At 53.5% G+C, this 22932-nt stretch carries 28 protein-coding genes; 12 read left to right on the forward strand and 16 right to left on the reverse strand.

What is annotated here, in order from left to right:
* Positions 1-13 precede the first annotated feature (13 nt).
* Both HMF8227_RS06060 and HMF8227_RS06065 read left to right on the forward strand, forming a co-directional pair.
* Positions 14-613, forward strand: coding sequence for a membrane lipoprotein lipid attachment site-containing protein (locus tag HMF8227_RS06060; protein ID WP_162558514.1), 600 nt, complete (start codon positions 14-16; stop codon positions 611-613).
* 95 nt (positions 614-708) lie between these two features.
* Complete coding sequence (locus HMF8227_RS06065; protein WP_420820521.1) at positions 709-948, forward strand: ChaB family protein; 240 nt, start codon at positions 709-711, stop codon at positions 946-948.
* 26 nt (positions 949-974) lie between these two features.
* Here HMF8227_RS06065 and HMF8227_RS06070 read toward each other — a convergent pair whose 3' ends face one another.
* Both HMF8227_RS06070 and folX read right to left on the reverse strand, forming a co-directional pair.
* Entirely contained in the window at positions 975-1871 is an 897-nt protein-coding gene (locus tag HMF8227_RS06070) for a TIGR01777 family oxidoreductase (protein WP_109339323.1), read from the reverse strand.
* A 9-nt stretch (positions 1872-1880) separates the two neighbouring features.
* Positions 1881-2252, reverse strand: a complete 372-nt coding sequence (gene folX / locus HMF8227_RS06075; protein ID WP_109339324.1) for a dihydroneopterin triphosphate 2'-epimerase — start codon at positions 2250-2252, stop codon at positions 1881-1883.
* A 96-nt stretch (positions 2253-2348) separates the two neighbouring features.
* Here folX and HMF8227_RS06080 point away from each other — a divergent pair, with 96 nt between their 5' ends.
* Positions 2349-3410, forward strand: coding sequence for an AI-2E family transporter (locus HMF8227_RS06080; RefSeq protein WP_109341030.1), 1062 nt, complete (start codon positions 2349-2351; stop codon positions 3408-3410).
* On the opposite strand, the gene HMF8227_RS06085 is transcribed toward HMF8227_RS06080, so the two are convergent.
* The 5 genes from HMF8227_RS06085 to HMF8227_RS06105 all read right to left on the reverse strand — a co-directional run bounded on the left by HMF8227_RS06085 (position 3370) and on the right by HMF8227_RS06105 (position 6819).
* Positions 3370-4728, reverse strand: coding sequence for an ATP-binding protein (locus tag HMF8227_RS06085; protein WP_109339325.1), 1359 nt, complete (start codon positions 4726-4728; stop codon positions 3370-3372). The genes HMF8227_RS06080 and HMF8227_RS06085 overlap by 41 nt on opposite strands.
* Positions 4725-5399: a response regulator transcription factor gene (locus tag HMF8227_RS06090; RefSeq protein ID WP_109339326.1), complete on the reverse strand. Its 675-nt coding sequence runs from the start codon at positions 5397-5399 to the stop codon at positions 4725-4727. The genes HMF8227_RS06085 and HMF8227_RS06090 overlap by 4 nt, the downstream gene beginning before the upstream one ends.
* Before the next feature lie 13 nt (positions 5400-5412).
* Positions 5413-5676: a PepSY domain-containing protein gene (locus tag HMF8227_RS06095; protein WP_109339327.1), complete on the reverse strand. Its 264-nt coding sequence runs from the start codon at positions 5674-5676 to the stop codon at positions 5413-5415.
* Between the two features lie 44 nt (positions 5677-5720).
* Positions 5721-6128 (reverse strand): hypothetical protein, encoded by a 408-nt coding sequence (locus HMF8227_RS06100; RefSeq protein ID WP_162558515.1) that lies wholly within the window; start codon positions 6126-6128, stop codon positions 5721-5723.
* A 256-nt stretch (positions 6129-6384) separates the two neighbouring features.
* Positions 6385-6819, reverse strand: a complete 435-nt coding sequence (locus HMF8227_RS06105; protein WP_109339329.1) for a hypothetical protein — start codon at positions 6817-6819, stop codon at positions 6385-6387.
* A gap of 118 nt (positions 6820-6937) precedes the next feature.
* Between HMF8227_RS06105 and HMF8227_RS06110 the strand changes: the two genes are divergently transcribed.
* From HMF8227_RS06110 to HMF8227_RS06120, 3 genes are all read left to right on the forward strand, one after another.
* Positions 6938-7615 carry a 1-acyl-sn-glycerol-3-phosphate acyltransferase gene (locus tag HMF8227_RS06110; RefSeq protein ID WP_162558516.1) on the forward strand — a complete coding sequence of 226 codons (678 nt, stop codon included), beginning with the start codon at positions 6938-6940 and terminating at the stop codon, positions 7613-7615.
* Positions 7615-7959, forward strand: coding sequence for an antibiotic biosynthesis monooxygenase family protein (locus HMF8227_RS06115; RefSeq protein WP_109339331.1), 345 nt, complete (start codon positions 7615-7617; stop codon positions 7957-7959). The genes HMF8227_RS06110 and HMF8227_RS06115 overlap by 1 nt, the downstream gene beginning before the upstream one ends.
* Before the next feature lie 138 nt (positions 7960-8097).
* On the forward strand, positions 8098-10068 hold the full coding sequence (locus HMF8227_RS06120) for a class I adenylate cyclase (protein WP_109339332.1): 1971 nt from the start codon (positions 8098-8100) through the stop codon (positions 10066-10068).
* Here the strand turns inward: HMF8227_RS06120 and arfB are convergent.
* The 3 genes from arfB to HMF8227_RS06135 are packed head-to-tail and all read right to left on the reverse strand — an operon-like array spanning position 10065 to position 11345.
* A complete protein-coding gene (gene arfB, locus HMF8227_RS06125) occupies positions 10065-10490 on the reverse strand; it encodes an alternative ribosome rescue aminoacyl-tRNA hydrolase ArfB (protein ID WP_109339333.1) in 426 nt (141 codons plus the stop codon). The genes HMF8227_RS06120 and arfB overlap by 4 nt on opposite strands.
* 4 nt (positions 10491-10494) lie before the next feature.
* The gene (locus HMF8227_RS06130) at positions 10495-10794 is read right to left on the reverse strand and encodes a YciI family protein (protein ID WP_109339334.1); all 300 of its coding nucleotides are present in this window, start codon (positions 10792-10794) and stop codon (positions 10495-10497) included.
* Positions 10794-11345, reverse strand: coding sequence for a septation protein A (locus tag HMF8227_RS06135; protein ID WP_109339335.1), 552 nt, complete (start codon positions 11343-11345; stop codon positions 10794-10796). Before HMF8227_RS06135 ends, HMF8227_RS06130 begins: the two co-directional genes overlap by 1 nt.
* Before the next feature lie 88 nt (positions 11346-11433).
* On the opposite strand from HMF8227_RS06135, the gene HMF8227_RS06140 reads away from it, so the two are divergent.
* Positions 11434-11673 (forward strand): hypothetical protein, encoded by a 240-nt coding sequence (locus tag HMF8227_RS06140; RefSeq protein ID WP_109339336.1) that lies wholly within the window; start codon positions 11434-11436, stop codon positions 11671-11673.
* A 23-nt stretch (positions 11674-11696) separates the two neighbouring features.
* Here the strand turns inward: HMF8227_RS06140 and trpA are convergent, their stop codons facing one another.
* From trpA to HMF8227_RS06170, 6 genes are read right to left on the reverse strand one after another with little or no spacing between them, the layout of a single operon-like run.
* Positions 11697-12503: a tryptophan synthase subunit alpha gene (gene trpA / locus HMF8227_RS06145; protein ID WP_109339337.1), complete on the reverse strand. Its 807-nt coding sequence runs from the start codon at positions 12501-12503 to the stop codon at positions 11697-11699.
* 1 nt (position 12504) lies between these two features.
* Complete coding sequence (gene trpB, locus HMF8227_RS06150) at positions 12505-13686, reverse strand: tryptophan synthase subunit beta (protein ID WP_109339338.1); 1182 nt, start codon at positions 13684-13686, stop codon at positions 12505-12507.
* Positions 13686-15059 (reverse strand): bifunctional indole-3-glycerol-phosphate synthase TrpC/phosphoribosylanthranilate isomerase TrpF, encoded by a 1374-nt coding sequence (gene trpCF / locus HMF8227_RS06155; RefSeq protein WP_109339339.1) that lies wholly within the window; start codon positions 15057-15059, stop codon positions 13686-13688. The genes trpB and trpCF overlap by 1 nt, the downstream gene beginning before the upstream one ends.
* Positions 15052-16071 (reverse strand): anthranilate phosphoribosyltransferase, encoded by a 1020-nt coding sequence (gene trpD / locus HMF8227_RS06160; protein WP_109339340.1) that lies wholly within the window; start codon positions 16069-16071, stop codon positions 15052-15054. Before trpD ends, trpCF begins: the two co-directional genes overlap by 8 nt.
* Positions 16056-16661 carry an aminodeoxychorismate/anthranilate synthase component II gene (locus HMF8227_RS06165; RefSeq protein ID WP_109339341.1) on the reverse strand — a complete coding sequence of 202 codons (606 nt, stop codon included), beginning with the start codon at positions 16659-16661 and terminating at the stop codon, positions 16056-16058. The genes trpD and HMF8227_RS06165 overlap by 16 nt, the downstream gene beginning before the upstream one ends.
* Positions 16654-18255 (reverse strand): anthranilate synthase component 1, encoded by a 1602-nt coding sequence (locus HMF8227_RS06170; protein ID WP_109339342.1) that lies wholly within the window; start codon positions 18253-18255, stop codon positions 16654-16656. The genes HMF8227_RS06165 and HMF8227_RS06170 overlap by 8 nt, the downstream gene beginning before the upstream one ends.
* 554 nt (positions 18256-18809) lie before the next feature.
* Between HMF8227_RS06170 and HMF8227_RS06175 the strand changes: the two genes are divergently transcribed.
* The 5 genes from HMF8227_RS06175 to HMF8227_RS06195 are packed head-to-tail and all read left to right on the forward strand — an operon-like array spanning position 18810 to position 22331.
* On the forward strand, positions 18810-19646 hold the full coding sequence (locus tag HMF8227_RS06175) for a PHP domain-containing protein (protein WP_109339343.1): 837 nt from the start codon (positions 18810-18812) through the stop codon (positions 19644-19646).
* A gap of 12 nt (positions 19647-19658) precedes the next feature.
* Complete coding sequence (locus tag HMF8227_RS06180) at positions 19659-20279, forward strand: L-threonylcarbamoyladenylate synthase (RefSeq protein ID WP_109339344.1); 621 nt, start codon at positions 19659-19661, stop codon at positions 20277-20279.
* A complete protein-coding gene (locus HMF8227_RS06185; RefSeq protein WP_109339345.1) occupies positions 20272-21141 on the forward strand; it encodes a segregation and condensation protein A in 870 nt (289 codons plus the stop codon). The genes HMF8227_RS06180 and HMF8227_RS06185 overlap by 8 nt, the downstream gene beginning before the upstream one ends.
* Complete coding sequence (scpB, locus tag HMF8227_RS06190; protein ID WP_109339346.1) at positions 21141-21839, forward strand: SMC-Scp complex subunit ScpB; 699 nt, start codon at positions 21141-21143, stop codon at positions 21837-21839. Before HMF8227_RS06185 ends, scpB begins: the two co-directional genes overlap by 1 nt.
* 54 nt (positions 21840-21893) lie before the next feature.
* Complete coding sequence (locus HMF8227_RS06195) at positions 21894-22331, forward strand: hypothetical protein (protein WP_109339347.1); 438 nt, start codon at positions 21894-21896, stop codon at positions 22329-22331.
* The last annotated feature ends 601 nt before the right edge of the window (positions 22332-22932 follow it).

Below are 22932 nucleotides of genomic sequence, written 5' to 3' on the forward strand. Positions count from 1 at the left end.
AGGGAATTCTAAGATGAAAAAAATCCTCACACTCCTTGTTGCAGTCATTGTACTTTCAGGTTGTAAATCAACCATGATGCAAAGTGCGCAGTCGCAAAAGCTGGATAATGCCGAGTCCGGAAGTGCTCAGGTTGTGTTTGTGCGTTCTGCATTTGTTGCACAAGCGATTCAGGCATCCGTGTTCGATGTAACTAATGGTGAGCCTGAGTTTATCGGTATCGTTTCTGACGAGACGCAAGTTAAGTACGATACTGAAGGTGGAGAACGGATGTTTATGGTCGTTGGTGAGTCGGCGGATTTTTTAAAAGCCGAATTAAAAGAAGGAAAAACTTATTATTCGATAGTGACGCCACGGATGGGGTTTTGGAAGGCACGGTTCTCGCTTCATCCAGTGAGGAATGATGATTCGGCTAAGTTCTCATATGATAATGAGCGTGTGCAAAAAATGATGAAGAATGCCGAGTTTGTGGAAGTGACTCCGGAGGCAGAAAAGTGGGCAACAAATAATATGCCTGACATTAAGCAAAAATACGCGGAATATCTGCCTGCCTGGAAATCGAAGGATGTTTCTCAAAGACAGGAAGCGACGCTGAGGGCTGAAGACCATCTATAGACATTGAGTAAGAGCGCCACAGGGCGCTCTTCTTGGTTTATCAGCCGACAGCCGATATTTAGTGCTAAGCTTTCAGTGTTTCACATAAAAGAGGAATGGCCTTGCCTTACGATTCTAATGCTAGTTTACCCGCTGCGGTAAAAGATGTGTTGCCGAAACACGCGCAGACTATCTACCGTGAAGCCTTTAATAATGCCTGGGACGAGTATGCTTCACCGAAAGACCGGGATGGTGATGACAGCCGGGAAGAAGTGGCCCATAAGGTCGCCTGGTCAGCAGTAAAGCAAAGCTATGTTAAAGATGAACAAGGTAAATGGGTTCAAAAGGACGATTAGCCTTAACGACAACAGCAGCAGTGCTGCTAGCTCAAAAGATCGGTCATGGCGCCAGGGAGCTGTTGAAATCGAAAATGAAAGCCTGCCTGCTCTAACCGTCTCGGCAGTACACGTTGACCGTACAGAAGCAGATCGGCCATTTCGCCAAACATCAGTCGCAACATAAACGCAGGTACCCGAAACAAACACGGTCGATTCAGGGTTTCTGCCAGAGTGCGGCTGAACTGTTCATTGGTGACTGGTTCAGGCGCGGTTAGGTTGTAAGGGCCTTTAGCGTCACCCTGAACCATTAAAAAACGAATGGCGGAGATCATATCCTGAAGGTGGATCCAAGACATATATTGGTCGCCTTTGCTAATGGGGCCACCAAGGCCAAAGCGAAACGCCGGCAACATCTTCTGTAATGCGCCGCCATGGTCACTCAGCACAATGCCGGTGCGCAGCAGACAAACACGAGTTTGCTCCGATTCTGCCCTAAGCGCCAGCTTTTCCCATTTGGCACAGACCTTATGACTGAACTCATCGTAGCAATGAGTCTCGTCTTCGGTGACCAGCTTATTACCCTGACGTCCGTAGTAACCCACCGCCGACCCGCTGATAAACAGTACCGGCGGTTGCTCACTGGCCTGGATTAATTCGCTTAATTTGTCGGTAATGTGCCAGCGACTCTGACAAATTTTTTCTTTCTGACGTGCCGTCCAGCGTTTATCGGCAATCGGCTCACCGGCCAGGTTCAGGACAATATCGAACTCATTGAGGTGTTTCAGCTCGTCCAGGTCAGTGACCAGCCGAACCCTGTCGCCTAATACCTCACGAGCGTGATCGGTGTCACGAGTCAGTACGGTGACTTTGTAATCTTCGGTCAGGGCCCCGATTAATGTTGAGCCTACCAGTCCGGTACCGCCGGTGATAAAAAGGTTCATAAGCTGGCCTTATTGGCTTTCCTTATTACAAGATAAGCAAAGAGATACCGAATCTGCAAAGCGAAGAGCGTGAGGCTTATCGACTTCTGCCTCGGCATACTCAACCCAGGGGTGTTCTGCGGCAATATCCAGAATATCGGCGGTGAGCTTTTCCAGCAGGGAAAAACGGTTATTCTCCACATGGGCAATGATGCGTTTGGTGATGGTGCGGTAGTTCAGTGCATTATCCATTTCGTCCGTATTCACCGCTCTGTCTGCCGGGTAGTGGATCTTGACGTTGATCACGACATCCTGCCTATTTTGTACTTCGTCATCCTTGATACCGATAAAGGTTCGCAGACGCAGGTTTTTAATTCGAATGGTGGCCGGGTTGAGTGTCATTGTGTTTCTTATCCTCTGTTGCAACTGATTGATTTTATTTTAAAGAGTCCGTTTTTCTGCTAATTTTGCCACATTCACCGACCAATGACGCAATTTATGAACTCTCAGCCTTCGGCTTCAACTAAGGTGCTACTCTGTACCGCAGCCATCGTGGTGGTCTTGGCTGGTATCAAATCGGCCAGCACCATTGTGGTGCCCTTCTTGCTATCGGTATTTATTGCAGTGGCCTGTAACCCCTTGGTAACGAAAGCCGCCCAGTATCGCGTGCCGCGTTTGTTATCGGTGATACTGGTTATACTCCTGATTGTTATTTTTGGATTTATGCTAACTGGTCTGGTTGGTCAGTCCCTGAATGAGTTTTCAGAGAGTATGCCTGACTACAAGCAGCAATTGTCCGAGCAGTTTCAGTGGCTGGTGGGGCAGTTAGCCCAGTTCAATATCCATGTCGACCGCGAGCAGCTGTTATCGTATCTGGACCCCGGCATTGCCATGAATATGGCCAGTAATTTGCTAACCAGTGTCGGTGCCGTAATGACAAACTTTTTACTGATTCTGCTGACCGTGGTGTTTATGCTGTTTGAAGCTGAGTCGATCCCCAAAAAAGTCCATGTAGCCCTGGACGATCCGGATATGAAAACCAAACAGATCGATAAGTTTCTCAGCTCGGTAAAAGACTATCTGGCCATTAAGACCTTAGTGAGTCTGGCAACCGGTGTCCTGGCAGGTTTTTTATTGTATCTGCTGGATGTTAACCATTACATGTTGTGGGGCACGCTGGCGTTTTTATTGAACTACGTGCCTAATATCGGCTCGATGATTGCCGCTATACCACCGGTATTGTTGGCCTTGGTTCAGCATGGTGTTGGTGTGGCAGGCGCTACGGCAGCGGTGTTTGTGGTGATCAATACCGTAATGGGTAATATTGTCGAGCCCCGTCTAATGGGACGCGGTATGGGGCTGAGCACTTTGGTGGTGTTCTTATCGTTAATCTTCTGGGGCTGGCTGTTGGGTACTGTAGGCATGTTGTTGTCGGTGCCGCTGACCATGATCGTTAAGATTGCCTTAGAAAGTACCCAGGGCGGGCGCTGGTTTGCCTTGTTGCTGTCTGACGAGCAGTCTACCGACGCGACGATTCAGAAGATGCGCCAGGAGTCTTAGTATCATCTGCCACCGATATAAACACCCGGGCTCCGCCAAGACTGCCAGGCTCAATGTGTAACTCTCCATGATAGGCGTGGGCGATGTCGGCAACCAAGGCAAGCCCTAAGCCTTGACCGTCCCGGTAAGTGTCCAGTCGCTGGCCCCGTGCCAGTAATTGCTGTTGTTGTTCTTCGGTAATACCGGGCCCGTCATCTTCCACACCAAGTTGCCACAGGTTGGCTTCGCGACGAGCAAAAACGGTAACCTGACTGCGGGCGGCTTTGCAGCCGTTATCTAACAGGTTTCCCAGTACCTCGTTAAGATCGGTTTTATCCATGGGCACACAGGCCGAGTCACTTATATCACTGTTTAAATTGAGCTGGCGGGCTTGGTAAATTTTGTCCATGGCGCGCAGCAGAGCGTCGGCAACGGGCTTGATCGGCTGGGTGGATTGCAGGCCGCTACCGGCGCCGGCGACCGCTCGTTTTAGCTGGCGGTTGATAATATGCTCGATCTGCGACACTGGCTCCTGTGCCTGTTCGGGTAAGGTATTCAAGCCCTTCAATACTGCCAGGGGGGTTTTAAGGCTGTGGGCTAAGTCGCCCAGACTATTGTGATAGCGCTGACGCTGCTGCTGCTCGGAGTCGAGTAGGTGATTCAGACTGTCAGTCAGCTTATGCAGCTCAGGGGGAAATGCATCATCCAGCCGCTGAATCCGGCCTTGCTCCATAGCCTGAATGGACTTATCCAGTCGGGAGATGGGGTTTAAAGCTGCGCGTAAGCTTAATGCCAGTACCAGAATCAATGCAGCGGCTACCGCGCCGAGCCAGCGCCACAGAGTCTGGCGAAAGGCGCTGAGCTCCTGATCGAATAAGCGACCTTCCTGTAAGGTGTGAAAAGTGACAGGGAATATCCGACCGCCGTCGGCAAACTCGGCGGTATAGCTGTATTGGAAGTAAGTGTTGCCCTGTAATGACTGGCGACCGAAGAAGGCCTGCCCCACGGGCGGGCGATGAAGGTCGGGTTGGGATGACCAGTTGACCGCCGATGCCGACTGCCAGGCCGCCAGCTTATTCAGGGAGATAAACGCGTAAGTGCCGGAACCAGGCAGATTCATGCGGTTATCGAACAGCCGCTGTGGCATGCGCACTTCGTTGTTCTGCATCTCAAATTCGGAGATCAGGGCCAGGGTCTGCAGTTCCAGTTGGTCGCGGATGGACTGACTCAGACTATTGGTAAAGGCCCGCTCCAGAGTAAAGGCGGTCAATGGTACAAACACCACCAACACCACCAGTGCGGCCAGGAATGTGCGCAGCTTGAGCGACAGCTTGATCATAGCTGGCGATTGAAGCGGTAGCCCCGACCACGCAGAGTCTCAATGGGTTTGAGGTGGTTGCTCGGGTCGAGTTTCTTGCGCAGACGGCCGATAAACACCTCAATCACATTGCTGTCCAAGTCAAAATCCTGATCATAGATGTGCTCGGTCAGTTCAATTTTGGAGACGATTTTATTGGGATGCATCAGCAAGTATTCTAATACCTTGTACTCATAGGCAGTGAGTTCCACATACTCGCCGTCCACTTCCACCTCTTCATTAAGGGTATCCAACGTGATTGGCCCGCGTTCGATGGTGGGATTGGGCTGACCGGAGGCACGACGAATCTGGGCCTTAATCCGGGCCAGTAGCTCTTCGTTATGAAAGGGCTTAGTCAGGTAGTCATCCGCTCCGGCTTCCAGTCCCTCAACCTTTTCCTGCCATCGGTCGCGAGCAGTGAGAATTAGAACCGGCACGCGGTTACCGGCTTTGCGGGCGCGACGAATGACATCCAGACCATCGGTGATGGGCAGGCCAATATCGACGACTGCCAGGTCGTAGGAAAACTCGTCCAGCAGGTGGAGCGCCTTTTGACCATCGTCGGCCAGATCCACACTGTAACCTTGTTGTTGCAACAATTGGTCGAGCTGGGTTAACAGTCGGGGATCGTCCTCGGCAATCATAATACGCATAACAACTCCTTAACTATTCGCCTTCGACGCGGACTACTTTACCGCTACTGTTATTAACCACCACAACCACGACCCGTCCGGACTCCTTCAGAATCTTAACGCGGTAATAGCGCTGGCCGGTGGTGACTTTCAAAACTCTGCCGGGTACTCGGTGGGCGGCAATCTGAGCCGCCTGAGAAGAGCTGACATTAACACTGAGGCGTTGCTGCTGGGCTTCAGCAGACCCGTATAAGACACCAATAGCGATGCTCAGTATCAATAGAAATGGGCGTATCATGGCGTTTCCTGTCTCTCCCAGATGAAGCCAGTTTAGCACCCGGTTCAATATCCATGAACAAGGGGCGTAATATCGATGCGGATCCTGAGTTGACCGCCTGGGTGAAAGGGCATCACGCTCTGAAACTGAAGTCCTTGATAATAATACCAGACCCGGTACTGGGTTTTGTAACAGTTCCCTGTTTGCGGGGTGTGATGGGGCCGGTGGCCTGAATGGTAACGCACTGACGGGCCTCGCTCTCTATTGATGGTAATTCTGCCATGGTGTTTACTGCCCCTGTGCTTATTACTCTTTGAGTGGTGTCGTGGATGAGGGGAGTAGCAATGGCGTTTGTGGTCGGAGGTATAAATCGGCTCCACGCGATAAACTCGGGCATAATCGGTATGACCGGCATAGGTCAGGGTGCTTGTGGTTAGCGTCGCAGCGGCCAGCAGGTAAATTACGGATTTCATAACGAACTCCAAACAAAGCGTGTTATCTGAAGTCTAGGCCGCAAGCATGAATCCGGGCTGAACTGAGGTTAAGTGGCCGCTAAGTATTCTGGCTTCCTGAGTAAGTATAATTCTCTGTTTTCGGTGAGCCGAGGCAGGAAAGTCATGGGTTAAATTATCTGCGGATAAACAACGCTTAACATTAAGCGAAAAACAGCGGGGAGGTAAATGTAGCTAACATTAAAGGCTGGCACGGAGGCAGAACGGGGCGTATAGATTAAGCCACGGGGTTGTCACATCTGGCATAAACCGACTGGCTCTTCTCCTGAGTATAAATGTGCACCCATACCGATATGTCTTCCAGTTCACGCCAGGTTGCCGGTTCGCTGATCATCTTGCACACCGATTGTTTGAGGTAGTTTTCCTGATACTCAATATCCAGAGTTAACTGACTGGGGATTTTGATATAGGCGTTGACTTGGTCATTAGCTGCCACGGAGCCTTTGTAGTACCAGCCACTGGGAGTCAGCGCCTGACGCAACTGTCGGTCGACACTCCGTAATGTTTGGGTAGGCACGTCACTACCTGCAGCGAAGCTCTTTTGAGTTGCAGCCATGGACTGACCCTGAATGCAGCCGGTGAGGCTCATTGGCAGGATGATCGCCAGCATCGGTAGCAATAATACCCGCAGAGGGTTGGGCAAGATCGTCATTTTCTCTATTCCAGCTTATTAATTCTGTCTGATAAATCTATCGGCGAGTGGCTATTTTCCTGAACCGGCATTAAGGTATGGATAAGGGCAATTAGGTATGGTTTATCGGAGGAGTTCGTTGCGGCGTTGGTTAAGTTTTGCCTTAATGGCGACGTTAAAACTGTTCAGCCAGCTTTGTTACCGAGGAAGGCCTACCTGGCTGGGAACAGAACCACCTGAAGCTCTCGGGGAAGTCAGGCTGGTGGTGTTCTTAAACCATACCAGCTTGTTTGAACCGCTGTTAATTCGAATGGCCCCCTGGCATTTTGTGTGGTCTCTGGCGCATAAAGTGATTATACCGGGCGCCGACGTCACCTTAATGCGTCCAATGACGGGGCGTTTATTGAAATGGTTGTTGCCTGGCGTGATCCCCATCACGCGCCAAAAAGATGAATCCTGGCAGCATTTCTTACAGCAGGTCGATGATCAGGCGATTACCGCGATTTTGCCAGAAGGACGAATGAAACGAGCCAATGGCCTGGACAAACACGGTAACCCCATGACGGTTCGTGGTGGAGTGGCAGATATTCTGGAACGACTGGATAAGGGCAAAATGCTGTTTGTCTACAGCGGCGGTCTTCACCATGTACAAACTCCGGGGGAGCGCCTGCCGAGGCTGTTTAAGACCCTAAGTGCCAATCTGGAGATCCTGCCTATTCAACGCTACAAGGCTAACATTGAAAAGCGGCCAGAAGGCAGCTTTAAAGCCAAAGTAATGGCGGATATGAACCAACGGTTAACGCAAAAGGTGCCTTAATGAAATATCTGTTCGAGATCAAGGTGGATTCCGATCATCGGGCCGAAGATTACGCCCAGGCCTGGCTGGCTGCGAGTCGTTTGATTCAGCAGGCCGCCGGTGCCCAGGGTACCGAGCTTCACCGGGACCTGAGTGATCCCCAACGTTTAATCGCCATTGCCCACTGGGAAACGAAGGCTCAACGGGATGCCATGGAGCAGCACAAGCCCAGCCAAGTGATGGCGATCATCAAGCGTGCGGCAGAGTTCTGTAAGGTGACACCAATAGGCGAGTTTGCTGAGCCTGAGTGGCGGGTCCTGCCTTCGGAGTTACCGGAGACAAAGTCGGACCAGAGAGAAGGTTAACAAGGCAGATGCACACTGCGGAATTTGTTATTATGGGCGGCCGGGCGGTAATGTCTGGCTTTATCGGTCTGCAGGCGGGCCGAGTGTGGCAGGGGGCATCCAGCCTCGTTCAAAAACAGTGCGCCAACAGAGAGCATCATGAACATCGAACAGGCTGAAGTTCCTATACAGTCTAACCTCGCTATTCGTCTATTACGGGTGTTGCGGTTTAATAAAATCCGTTACGAGAGAGCCGTGTCCCTGTTGCCCGATGGGCGACATGCTTACTTTCATGCTTTGCCGTTTTTACTGCATGTAAATCATCCGGACCTACCGGGGTATGTGGATGACCCGGCAGTGCCCTATGGTTTGCAAGTTTATTCTTTGCGGGACAGTGTGCGTGAGGTCTTGCCGGAGCTTTTTCCAGAACAGCACGAGTTGTTTAATAACTTCAGGGCTATCTGGCCTAAGCAAAGGTCCATCGATGCGTTGTTACTGATGGGGAGCATCGGCAGCATCGCCCAGTCGGCAAATTCGGATTTCGACTATTGGGTTTGCCTGGATACCAAAGCCTTTTCCGAGCATCAGTTAGCGTTGTTACAGACTAAGCTGACCCGCATAGAACAATGGGCTGATCAGCAGGGAATGGAAGTGCATTTCTTCCTGTCCGATATCGACCATGTCAGAGCCAATGACTTTGGTCAGGCCGATGGAGAGAGCTCAGGTTCGGCGCAGGCTCGATTTCTGAAAGCCGAGTTTTATGCCACCAATATTCTGGTTGCCGGCCGTTTACCCTTCTGGTGGCTGGTGCCGGCCGATGCCGACGATGATGAATACCATCGGCTGCTGCATTCCCTCAAACCGGGCCGTTCGCCGGAGCCCCATTTAGTCATGGACTTGGGCAACCTGCAGCAGCTCGATTCGGGAGAACTGTTTGGTGCCGCTATCTGGCAGATCGCCAAGGCCATGGACTCACCCTTCAAATCGGTATTGAAAATGGCCAAGCTGGAAGTCTTTTTGCAGAATTTAGGGCGAAAACAGCCGCTATGTAACCTGTTGAAAGAGCGTGTCCACAGTGGCTTCCAGATCGAAGGAGCCGAGGAGCAGGTGGATGCCTATGCCCTGATGTTTGATGATCTGGTGGATTACTATCGTCGGGCCAAGCCGGATGTGGTGCCTCTGTTGCAACTGTGCTTTTATGTGAAGTGTGGTGAGCCGTTGTCCAGTTACAACAACCAGCTGCAGGCCACAAGCACCTTTAAAAAACGCATTATGCAAAGTTATGTCCGGCACTGGGGGTGGGATTCTCAGAAACTGACCCGCGTGGATAACCTGCGCCAATGGCCCTTTCATGATCTGTTGGTGCTAAGCCGTCAGGTACATAGTTTCCTGATTCATTGCTATCGACGCTTGTCGGCCGAATTGAGTCAGGCCCCCCAGCAGGTTAATCCGACGGACATGACGGTTATTGGGCGTAAGCTGGACAGTTTTTACTCCCGTAAGAAGCATAAAATCGAATATCTCCGCAGCGTCATGGATGATGAACTTTACTGCCGCTTTGTCACCATAAAGGCGGATATGGAGTTGGTGTCTGAAAGCGGTCGACGTTGGTTTATTTGCAGCGGCGACCAGCTCAATATTCTGCCCGAAACCATTCCAAAGAAGATCCTTCACAAGGGAGAAAACCTGGTCGAGCCCATTCTCTGGTCGGTATGGAACAAGGTACTCGATGGACGCAGCCGTTTTTTAATGGATTATAAAACCGAACCATTATCGGAAGCGGACGTGCGGCGGATGGTGCTCTTGTTCGAGGATTGGTTCCCGCCCCGTAAAGTATCAGAAATCAGCCGCGAGGCTTTGCTGGCGCCGGAAAAAATTACAGCCTGCCTGGCGGTGGCGAACTTTACCAGCCGTCGTTTGCGAGGCGATATCGACAGCCTCTATGTAATCTATGTTACCAGTTGGGGAGAGCTGTATTGTCATCGCGGCTTTGAGATCTTCAATACCCTAACGGAACGCTTGGATAAGGAGCGGCCCCGCTGCGGTCTAATGGTGCCGGAGGGAGCGCATCAGGAACGGTTGCACAGTGACTTTTGCCGGCGCAGCAAATATGAGTTTGATCTGCTTTAAAAGATCTTGCCTCTGAGCTGCTTTTTCTGCCCCTGTTGCTTTTTGTTCTCCAGTCGTCGGCGCTTGGCCGCTTTGGAAGGTTTAGTGGCTTTGCGCTTTTTCTCGGTTTTGGCGACGCTCTGAATCAGCTTCTGTAACCGCTGCAGCGCGTCTTCTCGATTTTGTTCCTGAGTGCGAAAGCTTTGGGCTTTTATCACTATTACCCCATCCTGAGTCAGACGCTGGTCTTTCAGTGCCAACAGGCGCTGCTGGTAGAACTCAGGCAATGACGAAGTGCGAATGTCGAAACGCAGGTGAATGGCGGTAGCCACTTTATTCACATTCTGGCCGCCGCTGCCCTGAGCCCGGATGGCGTTTAACTCGATTTCATGGAGCGGCAGCTGAACATTATTAGAGATAAACAGGCTGTTACTCTCGATCATAGAATCAGGGCAGAACCTTTTTATAGGGTTTCACGGTGGTTTGAGCGTAGACGCCGGCGGCTTTGTAGGGGTCGGCATCGGCCCATTGTCGGGCAGCTTCCAGAGATTCAAATTCGGCGACCACTAGTGAGCCGGTAAAGCCCGCTTCGCCGGGGTTCTCCGTATCAATGGCCGGACAGGGGCCAGCGATGAGTAAGCGACCCTGCTCCTTAAGCTGCTGCAGGCGGGCCAGATGAGCCTCACGAGTTTGCTTGCGCAGTGGCAGGCTGTTAGGTACGTCCTCCGATACAATCATATACCACATCAGTCGTTCTCCTTGGCAGGGGTGTCGACCTCGGTGACATGTTTTTGTACCGCCAGAATACTGGCAACACAGAAAAGCAGGGTGGCACCAGTCATGCCCCAGACCTTAAAGTTAACCCAGACTTCCTCACTGAACTGATAAGCCACGTACAGGTTGACCATGGCAGAGAGCAGAAAAAACAGGGCCCAACTGGTGTTCAGGCGATTCCATATACGCTCGGGCATGGCAATGGCTCCGCCCATCAAGCCTTTAATGGCCGGCTTTTTCATCCACTGACTGATCATCAGGCCCGCGAAGAACACCACATAGACGATGGTTGGCTTCCACATGATAAAGGTTTCGTCCCGGAGCCCGATTGTCAGGCCGCCGAACACCAGAATAATGGCTAAAAACAGCCACTGCTTTTTGGGAACTGACTTGGTCTTGGCAAAGGTGACCAAAATTTGCAGCACCATCATTGCCATCAGGGCTCCGGTGGCCCAGAAGATGCCTTCTATCTTGTACACCACAAAAAATACAATCAGAGGTAAAAATTCAAACAGTGCGGTCATCGTTACTTTTGTCTGGATATTTCGGGGCAATAGTAACGCTTTTTGCTAGGCTTTACAGCATTGTCAGCGTTAAGCAGGGAGAATAATAGTGAATAATCCAAAAGCGCCGTCCCGGTCTTTAGCCGGTCGCTATCTTTGGATCGGTGCCCTGGTGGGTTTTGTGCTGGGGGTTTTCTTTGGTTTTATTTACGGCAAGCACGTCAATGATCCCGGTTTAGGCTTACTGGCTGGTATTCTCTCAGGCACCGGCCTGGGGTTAATGAGCGGCGTGATTGTGGCTCAGGCTAAGCGGGTGAGGCAAGAGCGCGAATCTCAGAGTAAAGAGTGACGCCCCGCAGGGCGTCGCTGCGGTTACATTTGTGTGGCTGTCTTCATGGAGCGAACAAAGGCTGTCAGTTCGCCCAGCATGGTGGCTTTATCCCCGAGATGCTGCTCAATAAGCTTAACCGTGGCCGAACCGGCAATGGCGCCGGCCGCGCCTGCCTGGATGGCGTCTTTCACCTGCTCTGGCTTGGAAATGCCAAACCCGAGAATGGGGGGCGCAGCATTAAAACGTTGCAGGTTCTCGACCAGGTCCTTGGCTGGCATGGTGGCGGCGGTTTCGGTGCCTGTTACTCCGGCTCTGCCCAGCAGGTAGGTATAGCCTTCGGACTGGGCGCCGATCTTCTCTAATGTTGCTTCACTGGCATTAGGTGGGGCGATTAGGATCTGCTGAATACCATGACTTCTGGCCTGCTCTTGAAAGCGTGCCGCTTCTTTCAGGGGCACATCGGCGATCAGAACCGAGTCTACTCCCGCTTCGGCAGCCCTGGCATAAAACTGATCAATGCCAGGCGCCAGCACCAGATTGCTGTACAGTAACAGGCCGATAGGAATGTCCGGGTGTTGTTCGCGCACCCTGGCGATAAGGTTTAAACAATCGCTCGGTTTGGCGTTATGCTCTAAAGCACGCAGGGCCGCTTTTTGAATGGTGGGGCCGTCGGCCACTGGGTCTGAGAACGGGATGCCCAGCTCCAACGCGTCGGCGCCACCGTCGATAAGGGCGTTGATGATCTCAAGGCTGGTCTCGAGATCCGGGTCGCCTACCATCACAAAGGGCACAAACGCACCTTGATTGGCCGCTTCCAGTCGTTCAAACATTGCTTGGTATCGCGCCATCTTACTGCTCTCCTTCCAGGATTTGGTGGACATGGGCCAGGTCTTTGTCGCCGCGACCGGACAGGTTGACCACGATGATGGTGTCGTCTTCGGCTTCATCGGCCATATTCAGGGCATGGGCCAGGGCGTGGGAGGACTCCAGCGCCGGAATAATGCCTTCCTTACGGGCCAATAGCTTAAAGGCATTTAGGGCTTCTTCATCGGTGACGGACTCATAGCTTGCCCGACCAATGTCGTTCAGGTAAGCGTGCTGAGGACCCACCGCCGGATAATCCAGCCCGGCCGAGACCGAGTAGGACTCTTCAATCTGGCCTTCCTCGGTTTGCATAATGTAGCTGTAAGCCCCGTGTAAGATACCTTTAGTGCCGTTGGCAATGGCCGCGCCATGCTCGTGGCTGTGCAGCCCCTTACCGGCCGGCTCGACGCCAATTAGTTTGACCTCGGGAGTGTCGATAAAGTCGGCGAAAATGCCGATGGCGTTGGAGCCACCGCCGACACAGGCAACAATGGAATCGGGCAGGCGACCTTCTTTTTCCAGGATTTGCTCCCTTACTTCCTCGCCGATCATACGGTGAAACTCACGCACAATGGTGGGGAAAGGGTGCGGTCCGGCAGCGGTACCAAGCAGGTAGTGGGCCTTGTCATAGGTGGCGGACCAGTCGCGCATGGCCTCATTCACCGCGTCCTTCAAGGTACCGGAGCCTGATTCCACCGGGATCACTTCCGCCCCCATCAGGCGCATACGAAATACATTGGGCGCCTGGCGTTCGACGTCTTTGGCGCCCATATAAATCCGGGCTTTGAGCCCCAGCAGTGCGCACGCCAGAGCCGTGGCGGTACCATGCTGACCGGCGCCGGTCTCAGCGATCACTTCTGTCTTGCCCATGCGCTTGGTGAGCAGCGCCTGACCCAGAACCTGATTGGTTTTATGAGCGCCGCCATGCAGCAGATCTTCCCGTTTCAGGTACAGCTTTACCTTAGGGTTTTTCACCAGATTACGGGTCAGAGTGAGCGCCGTCGGGCGACCGGCGTAGTCTTTTAACAGGCTCATAAACTCCTGTTTAAAGCCTTCATCGTTTTGGGCCTCCTCGAAGGCCTCGGCCAGCTGGTCCAGTGCCGGCACCAGCAACTCGGGCACATAGGTGCCACCATAATCGCCGAATTTTCCTGTGTTATCAGTCATCAGTAATCCCGTAATTGGTTAAAAAGTTGTTTGATCTTGTCGGCATCTTTGATGCCCGGAGCGCTTTCGACGCCGGAATTGGCATCCAGCCCGCCTAAACCTGTGCGGCGTGCCTGTTTGATATTCTCCGGACTCAGTCCGCCCGCCAGCCAGTAACCGGACTTATCAACGAGCCCTTCCAGCAACGACCAGTCGAAGGACTGGCCGGTGCCGCCTTTATCCTTGCCCACCTGACAGTCCAGCAGGTAGTGGTCCACCTTAGGGTGGTCCATCTCAGGCAGGCTGTTTTTAACGCCGACGGCCCGCCAGACCTGACAGTTGTCGGGCAGGGCGGCGCGCAGCTGGTCGATGTATGTATGGTCCTCATCGCCGTGCAATTGTACCGCCACCAGTGACAACTGACGGGCCGTATCCGCAACGGTTTCGATGGCTTCATTCACAAACACCCCCACATAATTAAAGGGCACGGCATCGACGATGGCCTGAGCCTGCTCAAGCGTCACGCAGCGGGATGACTTTCGAGCGAAAATCAGTCCGCCATAGCTGGCACCAGACTGGGCCACGGCTTTGGTATCCTCAATGCGCGTGAGCCCACAGACTTTTACCTTCCCCAGCACCAGCTGGCGCACGGCTTTAGGCAGATCGTGCTGGGCCATCAGGGCGCTGCCCACCAAAAAACCGTCCGCATGCGGTGCCAGACGCTGCACATCCTCATGGGTATAGATGCCCGATTCGGAAATCACTACCGCCTCTTCTGACAACAGAGGAGCCAGGCGCTCGGTAGCGGCCAGATCGGTGCTGAGATCCCGCAGGTTGCGGTTGTTAATGCCGATGATTTTGGCCTTTAACTGGCAGGCCCGCTCGGCTTCTTGTTCGTTACTGACTTCGGTCAGAATATCCAGCTCCAGCTCATTGGCCACCGCCTCTAACTGCTTATATTCGTCGTCGCTGAGTACCGACAGCATCAGCAAGATGGCATCGGCGCCATAGTAGCGGGCCAGGTATACCTGATACGGGTCAACAAAGAAGTCTTTATTCAACACCGGCTGGCTGACACGTTCGGTCACATACTGCAGATATTCATAGCGACCCTGAAAGTATTTCTCGTCGGTTAGCACTGAGATGCCGGCCGCGTAAGGGGTGTAGGCGGCGAGGATCTCGTCCAGATCAAACCGCTCGCGAATCAGTCCTTTGGAAGGTGAAGCCTTCTTGCATTCCAGGATAAAGCCGGTGTTCGGTGCACTTAAAGCCCGATACAGGCTCTTTTTTGAGGGAGTCAGCGTACGCTGAAACTCACTCAGAGGTAACGCCTGCTTACGGGCTGTTAATTCCTGGCGCTTATCGGCAACAATCCGGGCAAGCACATTATCCATGAGTGGCCTCCTGACTCAGTCGACTGGCTTGTTCAATGGTTTCGATTGCCCGGCCCGATCGGATCACCGCCAGCGCCTGTTCGGCTCCGTGTTTAAAGGTTTCGGCTAAGCCAAGCAGTTTCAGTAGCGCGCCGGTGTTGATGGCGACGGCGGTTTCGTGGGCTGGCTGGCCCTGACCATTGAGCAGCGCCTCAATGAGGGTTTTATTCTCCTCTGGTTCGCCGCCTTTAATGGCGCTAATGGGGGATTCGGTCAGGCCAAAATCCGCCGGGCTGAGCTGATATTCACGGATCTCCCCTTGATCCAACTCAGCCACCTGCGAAGGGCCATGCAGTGCAAATTCATCCAGGCCGCTGCCATGCACCACCAGTGCCTTGGTATAGCCCAGTAGTTTCAGGGTTTCGGCAAAGGGCCGCACCAGTTCAGGCAGATACACCCCTACCAACATATGGCTGGGACGGGCCGGATTGGCCAACGGCCCTAACAGGTTGAACAGGGTACGGGTTTTGAGCGCCTGACGCACCGGCATCGCATGGCGAATGCCGGCATGATAGTTGGGCGCAAATAAGAAGCACAGGCCGGTTTGCTCCAGGCAGTTGGCGGCAGTGTCTGGGGACATCATCAATTCCATGCCGAAAGACTCAAACAGGTCTGCCGAACCGGATTTGCTGGACACGCTGCGATTGCCGTGTTTGGCCACCTTAGCGCCACAGGCCGCCGCCACAATCGCGCTGGCCGAGGAGATATTAATGGTGTTGTGACCATCGCCGCCGGTACCGACGATATCGGCAAAAGGCGTGTCGACCTCAGGAAAGGGCCTGGCATTATCGATTAGCGCCGATACGGCCCCGGCTATCTCCTCCGGGGTTTCGCCGCGCATCTTTAATGCGGTGAGTGCGGAAGCCAGTACCACCGGCTCCACATCGCCTTTCACTACGGCATCAAAAAAACGCCGCGTATCGGCCTGAGACAAGGCTTTGCCGTCGTATAAGGTATCTAGTATGTCTTGCACGACGCATCTCCTAGAAAGTGAATGCTCTGGGTCAACAACTGGCTGCCCAGTGACGTTAAAATGGATTCGGGGTGAAACTGAAAGCCCAGCATCTGCTGCTCCTGGTGATACACCGCCATGGGCAACTGGTTAAATTCGGCCAACACGTCCAGCGAGTCGGGTACCGAGTGCGCCACCAGAGAATGGTAGCGTGCCACCGGTAATGGGTTGGGTAGATCGCTGAACATCTTATCGCCGCAGTGCTCGATGGCCGAAGACTTTCCATGCATCACGGTATCGGCCCGGCCCACTGTGCCGCCAAAATGCTCCACAATGGCCTGATGGCCTAAGCAGATCCCCAGCACTGGGAAACGCCCGGCCACCTTATTTAACAGTTCAGGCACACAGCCGGCATCGGCCGGTGCGCCGGGGCCTGGCGAGAGCATCAACAGCGGCGGAGTGGGGCTTCGCTCCAGCTGTTTCAGGATAAAATCGGCACTTTGCTGGTTACGATAGACGGTCAGCTCAAAGCCCATGCAGCGCATTTCATCTACCAGGTTGTAGGTAAAGGAGTCAAAGTTATCCACCAGAATAATACGCTTATCAGCCATGATCATTCTCCTTGATAGGGCATTGGTGGGCGTCGATCACCGCACGGATCACCGCCTGAGCCTTGCCACGGGTTTCATCCGCCTCTGACTGAGGCTCGGAGTCAAATACCACCCCGGCGCCTGCCTGAATATAGGCGGTCTGATTTTTGACAAAGGCCGAGCGAATCACGATACAGGTATCCAGATCGCCGTGGCCATTCATATAGCCTACGGCGCCGCCGTAGCTGCCCCGGCGTTCCCCCTCCACCTCACGAATCAGCCGGGCTGCCATCACTTTTGGTGCGCCCACCAGAGTGCCCATGTTCATGCAGGCCTGATAAGCGTGCAGCGCATCCAGGTCGCTGCGTAAGGTGCCCACAACACGCGATACCAGGTGCATTACGTGAGAATAGCGGTCGACCTTGAGCAGATCTTTGACATAACGGCTACCCGGCTCGCTGACCCGGGCTATATCGTTACGGGCCAGATCCACCAACATCAGGTGCTCGGCTTTTTCTTTGTCGTCTTCGCGTAGGTTAAGCTCAATGCGGCTGTCCAGATCTCTATTGATACTGCCATCGTGGTTAAAGCCTCGTGGACGGGTTCCGGCGATGGGGTACACCTCCACCTCGCGGTTGCTCTGAGTGTACTTAAGCGCCGACTCTGGCGAGGCACCGAAGATGGTGAAGTCCTGATCCTGCAGGTAGAACATGTAGGGACTGGGGTTTTGTTGCTTAAGCCTGGCGTAGGCCAGGTAAGCATCGGGGCAGGGCAGGGAGAAGGTGCGCGAGGGCACCACCTGAAAAATATCCCCGGCCAGGATATGTTCTTTAAGATTCAGCACATCCTGTTTGAATTCTGCATCGGATTTACTCACCTTCAGTGACTCGGCACTGACTGAAGCCGTGGGCGCTGTCGGTTCGGGCAGATTCTCACCTAAGGCCTGATAAAGCTGCTCCACACGCTGACTGACGGCGAAATAATGATTGGCGACCTGCTCGCCGCTAAATACGCTGCCGATAATCTGGCTGCTGCGGGATTGGTGGTCTACCAATATCAGGGTCTCGGCCAGATAAAACACAAAGTCCGGGCAGTCGTTATCGCCGTCGGGTACCTCCGGCAAAGGCTCGAAACCGGCCAGTAAGTCATAGGCGAACACCCCGCCCAGAAACACTGCCTGAGGATGGTCGCGCAATGGCGTTAGTCTCTGCACGCAGGCTCTTAAGCTGTCGAATACCGAGTGAGCTTTTAAACGCGCGTCTTCATCCAGCTCGGCATCGGCGGGCGGGTAGGTCAGCGTTAATTGGGTAAGGCCTTGTTCACTCACTTCGGCACCGCTGTATTCGGCCAGTACCGGCAGTACCGCCTGGCCGTTATCGGTGAGCGCTACGGCATTCACCTGATGACCCCGGCACTCAAGACGTACGGCGGCGTCGGTGAGGATCAGGCTCTTTAAGTTGTCCTTGCTGTCGATCTCGGCCGACTCTAACAGCAGGGTATTGCCCCGCTCCCGACACAGATGCTGATAGAGTGCCAAGGGGTCGGGCTGGTAGGGGGCGTCTTTAATCAGACTCTCCACCTGTCCGGGTTGTTGGCTAAGTTGAGTTAAGCTCATAAATTATCCATGGTTAAAAACGAAAAAGGCCCGCGAAGTGCGGGCCTTTTCTCTGGAATTTTTCCAGGCACAAAAGCGCATAGCCCGCTTAGTTCGGGTTATGCCACCACCAGATAGTGTTCAGTGTGTGAAAAGACTGTTGTGCTCTCATAAATCGTTCAATGCTTTCATTGGTTTTGTTCGAGAATCAGCGTCGCTGTTCTGTATAATGTGCCTATAGAAGAAACCAAATTGAAGCCTAAGTCAACCAATGTGCTTATGGCAAAAGTGAATAAACCATAGTGTTGGGGTCTGTTTATCTTTCATAAACGCGCTCTGCTGGAGGCTATTTTTTCATCCAGCAAGGCAGAGGGAGTGAAGTTTAGTGGACCTAAATAAGCGACTGATAACGCCGCTGGATGAGAAAATGGCCCCAGCCCCTTGGGTTGAGGCTAAAAAAGCGTCACGCTAGGTTACTCGTGGCTCGTTTAGATGGCTAAACCACGCCACTCGCGCCTTGATTGACACTTTTTTCGCTCTCAACAGAGACGAAGATGAGAGATAAACAGACCCTAATGAAAATCGATCTGCACAGTCACACCCACTATTCCGATGGCAGTTTATCGCCTGAGGAATTGGTGCTTCGGGCCCATAATCATCAGCTGGATGTGCTGGCCATTACCGATCATGATTCGACCGCTGGCCTGGAAGAGGCTCAGGCATGTCAGGCCGGGCAAAAACGATCATTACAGCTGATTCCAGGGGTGGAAATTTCCACCCGCTGGCATGGGTTTGATATTCATGTATTAGGGCTGAATATCGATCCGGCCCATCCGGTTTTAACTCAGCGGCTGGCCGAGCAAAGTGAGCGGCGTGATGAGCGGGCGCAAAAAATCGGTGAGAAGCTGGCTAAAATGGGCTTTGAGTCGGTGTATGAAGATGCGGTGCGACTGGCCGGAGTGGGGCAGGTGACCCGGGCCCATTTTGCCCGGGCGCTCATTAACGCCGGTATTGTCAGTGACTTTGATGCCGCCTTTCGCCGTTATTTAGGCAAGGGGAAACGAGCTCATGTGACCCCCCAGTGGCCGGAGATCCCTGAGGCCATTGACTGGATCCACGCCGCCGGTGGCGATGCGGTGCTGGCTCATCCGGCCCGCTATGACCTTAGCGCCAAGTGGCTGCGCCGACTGATCGTGTATTTTAAAGACTGTGGCGGCGATGGCCTGGAGGTATTGCATCCGGGCCTGTCGCCGGATCGGCGTCGACAGATGGCCAGCTATGCCCGCGAATATGATCTTAAAGCCTCGGCCGGCTCGGACTTTCATCATCCGTCGCGCTGGACGGAGCTGGGCAAAAACCTTTCGTTTGCCGAAGACCTTGTGCCAATATGGCAGAATTGGTCCATCAATTAATTGGAGGTATTGATGAGTCAGTTTTTTCAGATACACCCGGACAACCCTCAGCCGAGGCTGATTAAGAAAGCCTGTGAGATGATCCACGACGGTGCTGTGGTGGTTTATCCCACCGACTCCGGTTATGCCATTGGTTGCCATATGGACGACAAAAAGGCACTGGAGCGCATTTGCCAGATCCGAAACATCGGCAAGGATCACAACTTTACCCTGATGTGCCGGGATATGTCGGAGCTGTCTGAGTACGCGCGGGTGGATAATCTGGCTTTTCGCCAACTTAAGAACAACACGCCAGGCCCCTACACCTTTGTATTTAAGGCCACTAAGGAAGTCCCCAAGCGTTTGCAAAACCCCAAACGTAAGACCATAGGCATTCGGGTACCGGCAAATCCCATTTCCCTGGCACTGCTGGAAGAGCTGGGCGAACCACTGATGTCCACCTCCCTGATTCTGCCGGGCAATGCCCTGGCCGAGTCCGATCCTGAAGATATTCGCGACCGACTGGAGAAGGTGGTGGACCTGATCATCGACGGCGGCAATATTGGCGAGCATCCCACCACAGTGGTGGACCTTTCCGACGGTGAGGCGCGGGTATTGCGTGAAGGCGAGGGGGATGTAGAGCCTTTTGTCTGAGCCAACCCCTTCCAGCGGCGACAAGCCACAAGTCAGCCAACAAGTTCCGGTGCAGCAACCGCTGCCACTGGCGTTTGTTAATGGCGAAGCGGTACTGGAAAAGCCGCAGGATCTCTATATTCCGCCGGAAGCGCTGGAAGTGATTCTGGAAACCTTCGAAGGCCCGCTGGATCTGCTGTTGTATCTGATCAAGCGCCAGAAACTGGATATCGCCAATATGCCCATTGTGGATATCACCCGCCAGTATATGGAATACGTAGACGTGATGAAGGATCTCAAGCTGGAACTGGCTGGAGAGTACCTGCTGATGGCGGCGATTCTGGCGGAGATTAAAAGCCGGGTGTTACTGCCGCGGCCTAAGTCGGTGGAAGAGGACGAAGAAGACCCCAGAGCCGAGCTGATCCGGCGGCTAAAAGAGTATGAGGCCATCAAGCAGGCGGCGGCCGAGATCGACGGCTTGCCCCGTCAGGAACGGGACAATTTTACCGGCGCGGCAACAGCCCATGAAAACTGCCAGCCCGAGCAGATCTTGCCGGAAGTGGACCTTAAAGAGCTGGTGCTGGCCTTTCAGTCTGCCATGCAAAAGGCAGCCAATTTCGAGCATCATCATATTACTCCCGAAGTGCTGTCCACCCGAGAGCGCATGAGCCAGATCCTGGATAAGGTGCAGGCGGATCGTTACCTGAATTTCTCCGAGCTGTTTACCCCCGAGGAAGGCCGCTCGGGCGTGGTGGTGTCCTTCTTAGCCGTGTTGGAATTAGTGAAGGAGTCGCTGGTGGAGCTGTTACAATCAGAGGCCTACAGTCAGATCCATATTCGCGCCGCAGGTGGGCAGGATAAGAGTTACGAGGAATTGGGCTGATGGCGAAGATCGGCGATGAACAGTTAAAACAATTGGTGGAGGCGGCGCTGTTTGTGGCCGACGGACCACTGAGTAAAGACAAGCTGCAAAACACCGTACTGGAAGGCCTGGGAGTTTCTACCCAGAAGCTGAATAAGGCGCTGGACGCCATCGAACTGGATTACCGGCCCAGAGGCATTCATCTGGTGCAGGTGGCGTCGGGCTATCGGTTTCAGTCGGACGACAGCCTGTCGCCCTGGCTGAGTAAGCTGTGGCAGGAAAGCACGCCGCGCTATTCCCGCGCTTTGCTGGAAACGCTGGCGCTGATCGCCTATCGCCAGCCGGTTACCCGGGGCGAAATCGAAGATGTGCGCGGGGTGACGGTCAGCAGCAATATTATTAAGACGCTGACCGAAAGGGACTGGATTAAGGTGGTGGGCCACCGTGAGGTGCCCGGCCGCCCGGCGCTATACGCCACCACCAAGGGATTTTTGGATTACTTTGGCCTGCAAAGTCTGGAACAATTGCCGGATATCGAAGGTTTTGACGGTGAGATAGAGGATCTTTTCTCTATGCCCACCGACGAGGATGCGAAGCAGGCCGAGGCCTCGATAAGCGGGGATGACCCGGAGAATAAGGACAGCAGGAAGACGGCAGCGGACGGGACGCCAACAGCCGATAATGTGATCCCGCTACGAGGCGCAGAGAGCCAGGATTGATTGACTGAAATCCCGGTGTTTAATTTAACGATTGTTTTGAGAAAGTCCCGTCGAATGAAATCAGAAGTAAAGAAGAAGCGCCCATCGCTGAGTTGTCAGCCGGTGAGTGTAAAGTCCGTTATGTACGCATTGTTAGGCCTGTGCTTGTCGGCCTGTTCACTGACCCCAAGTTCAAAACAGGAGTCCAGGCCGGTCTACCAGGCTTTTTGTCTGGGCTCTGAGGCCGAAGCCAGACGACTGGGCAATGATATATACCGCAATGGCTATTCCAGCCGGGTCAGTTACTGGGTGTATGGGGACTCGAGCATCGAGATCAGCTCTTTGGCGCTGCTCTGGGAGGGCTTCGACAGGCACAACTTCTGCGACCCCAGTACCTATCCCATTGTGATCCGTTTTAAAAAGGAGCAAACCGGGATCGCCACCGATCAGGTGTATAAGTGGTCCAAAATCGTGCTTGAGAATATGCTCAGGGAGCGAGGGGTAAGGATCTAGGGGCCAGGGCATATCGTCGCCCTGAGTTAGCTCAGGGCCTCGCAGTATGCCCGCCCGCACTTATCGTCAACCCGGCGAGGGCCGGGGCCTGATCCTTGTAGTTTGACTAAGAGTTCGGAATCCTGCCCTTCATAGGGCCTTTATACATTGGCAACCATAGCCAGATACGTGACGCGAATCATAGAGTTATCGTCACCCCGCACTTGATGCGGGGTCCAGTCCTTTTAGCTTTACTGAGTAGCCAGGATACTGAATTTGAGGTGGATTCCACCTTTGGCATCCCTGCCGGATATGACGTGCCTTCCGTGGCACGCCAGCCCCTTTTGGAAAGACCCAAAAGGGGCGAAAAGGTCTTTGGTCGCTGCTGACTTTCCGGGAACCTTGCCGAACCAAGGCTCTGAAAGCATCGAACCGGCTCAAGGTAGCGTCCTGCAAAACTATCGCCTCGCGAAATCGTCCAGGATTTCGCGTTCGATTGAGCCTTTTTTCGTCAAGGGAAAGTCAAAGCGACAAGGAGTAAACCCAACCTTCCCAGTCACCCTGAGCTTGTCTCAGGGTCTCCAACATTCAACTCGTAAGCCTCAGTCCGCACCAGTTGGCC

Source organism: Saliniradius amylolyticus, from assembly GCF_003143555.1.
In the GTDB taxonomy this organism is placed as follows: Bacteria; Pseudomonadota; Gammaproteobacteria; order Enterobacterales; family Alteromonadaceae; genus Saliniradius; species Saliniradius amylolyticus.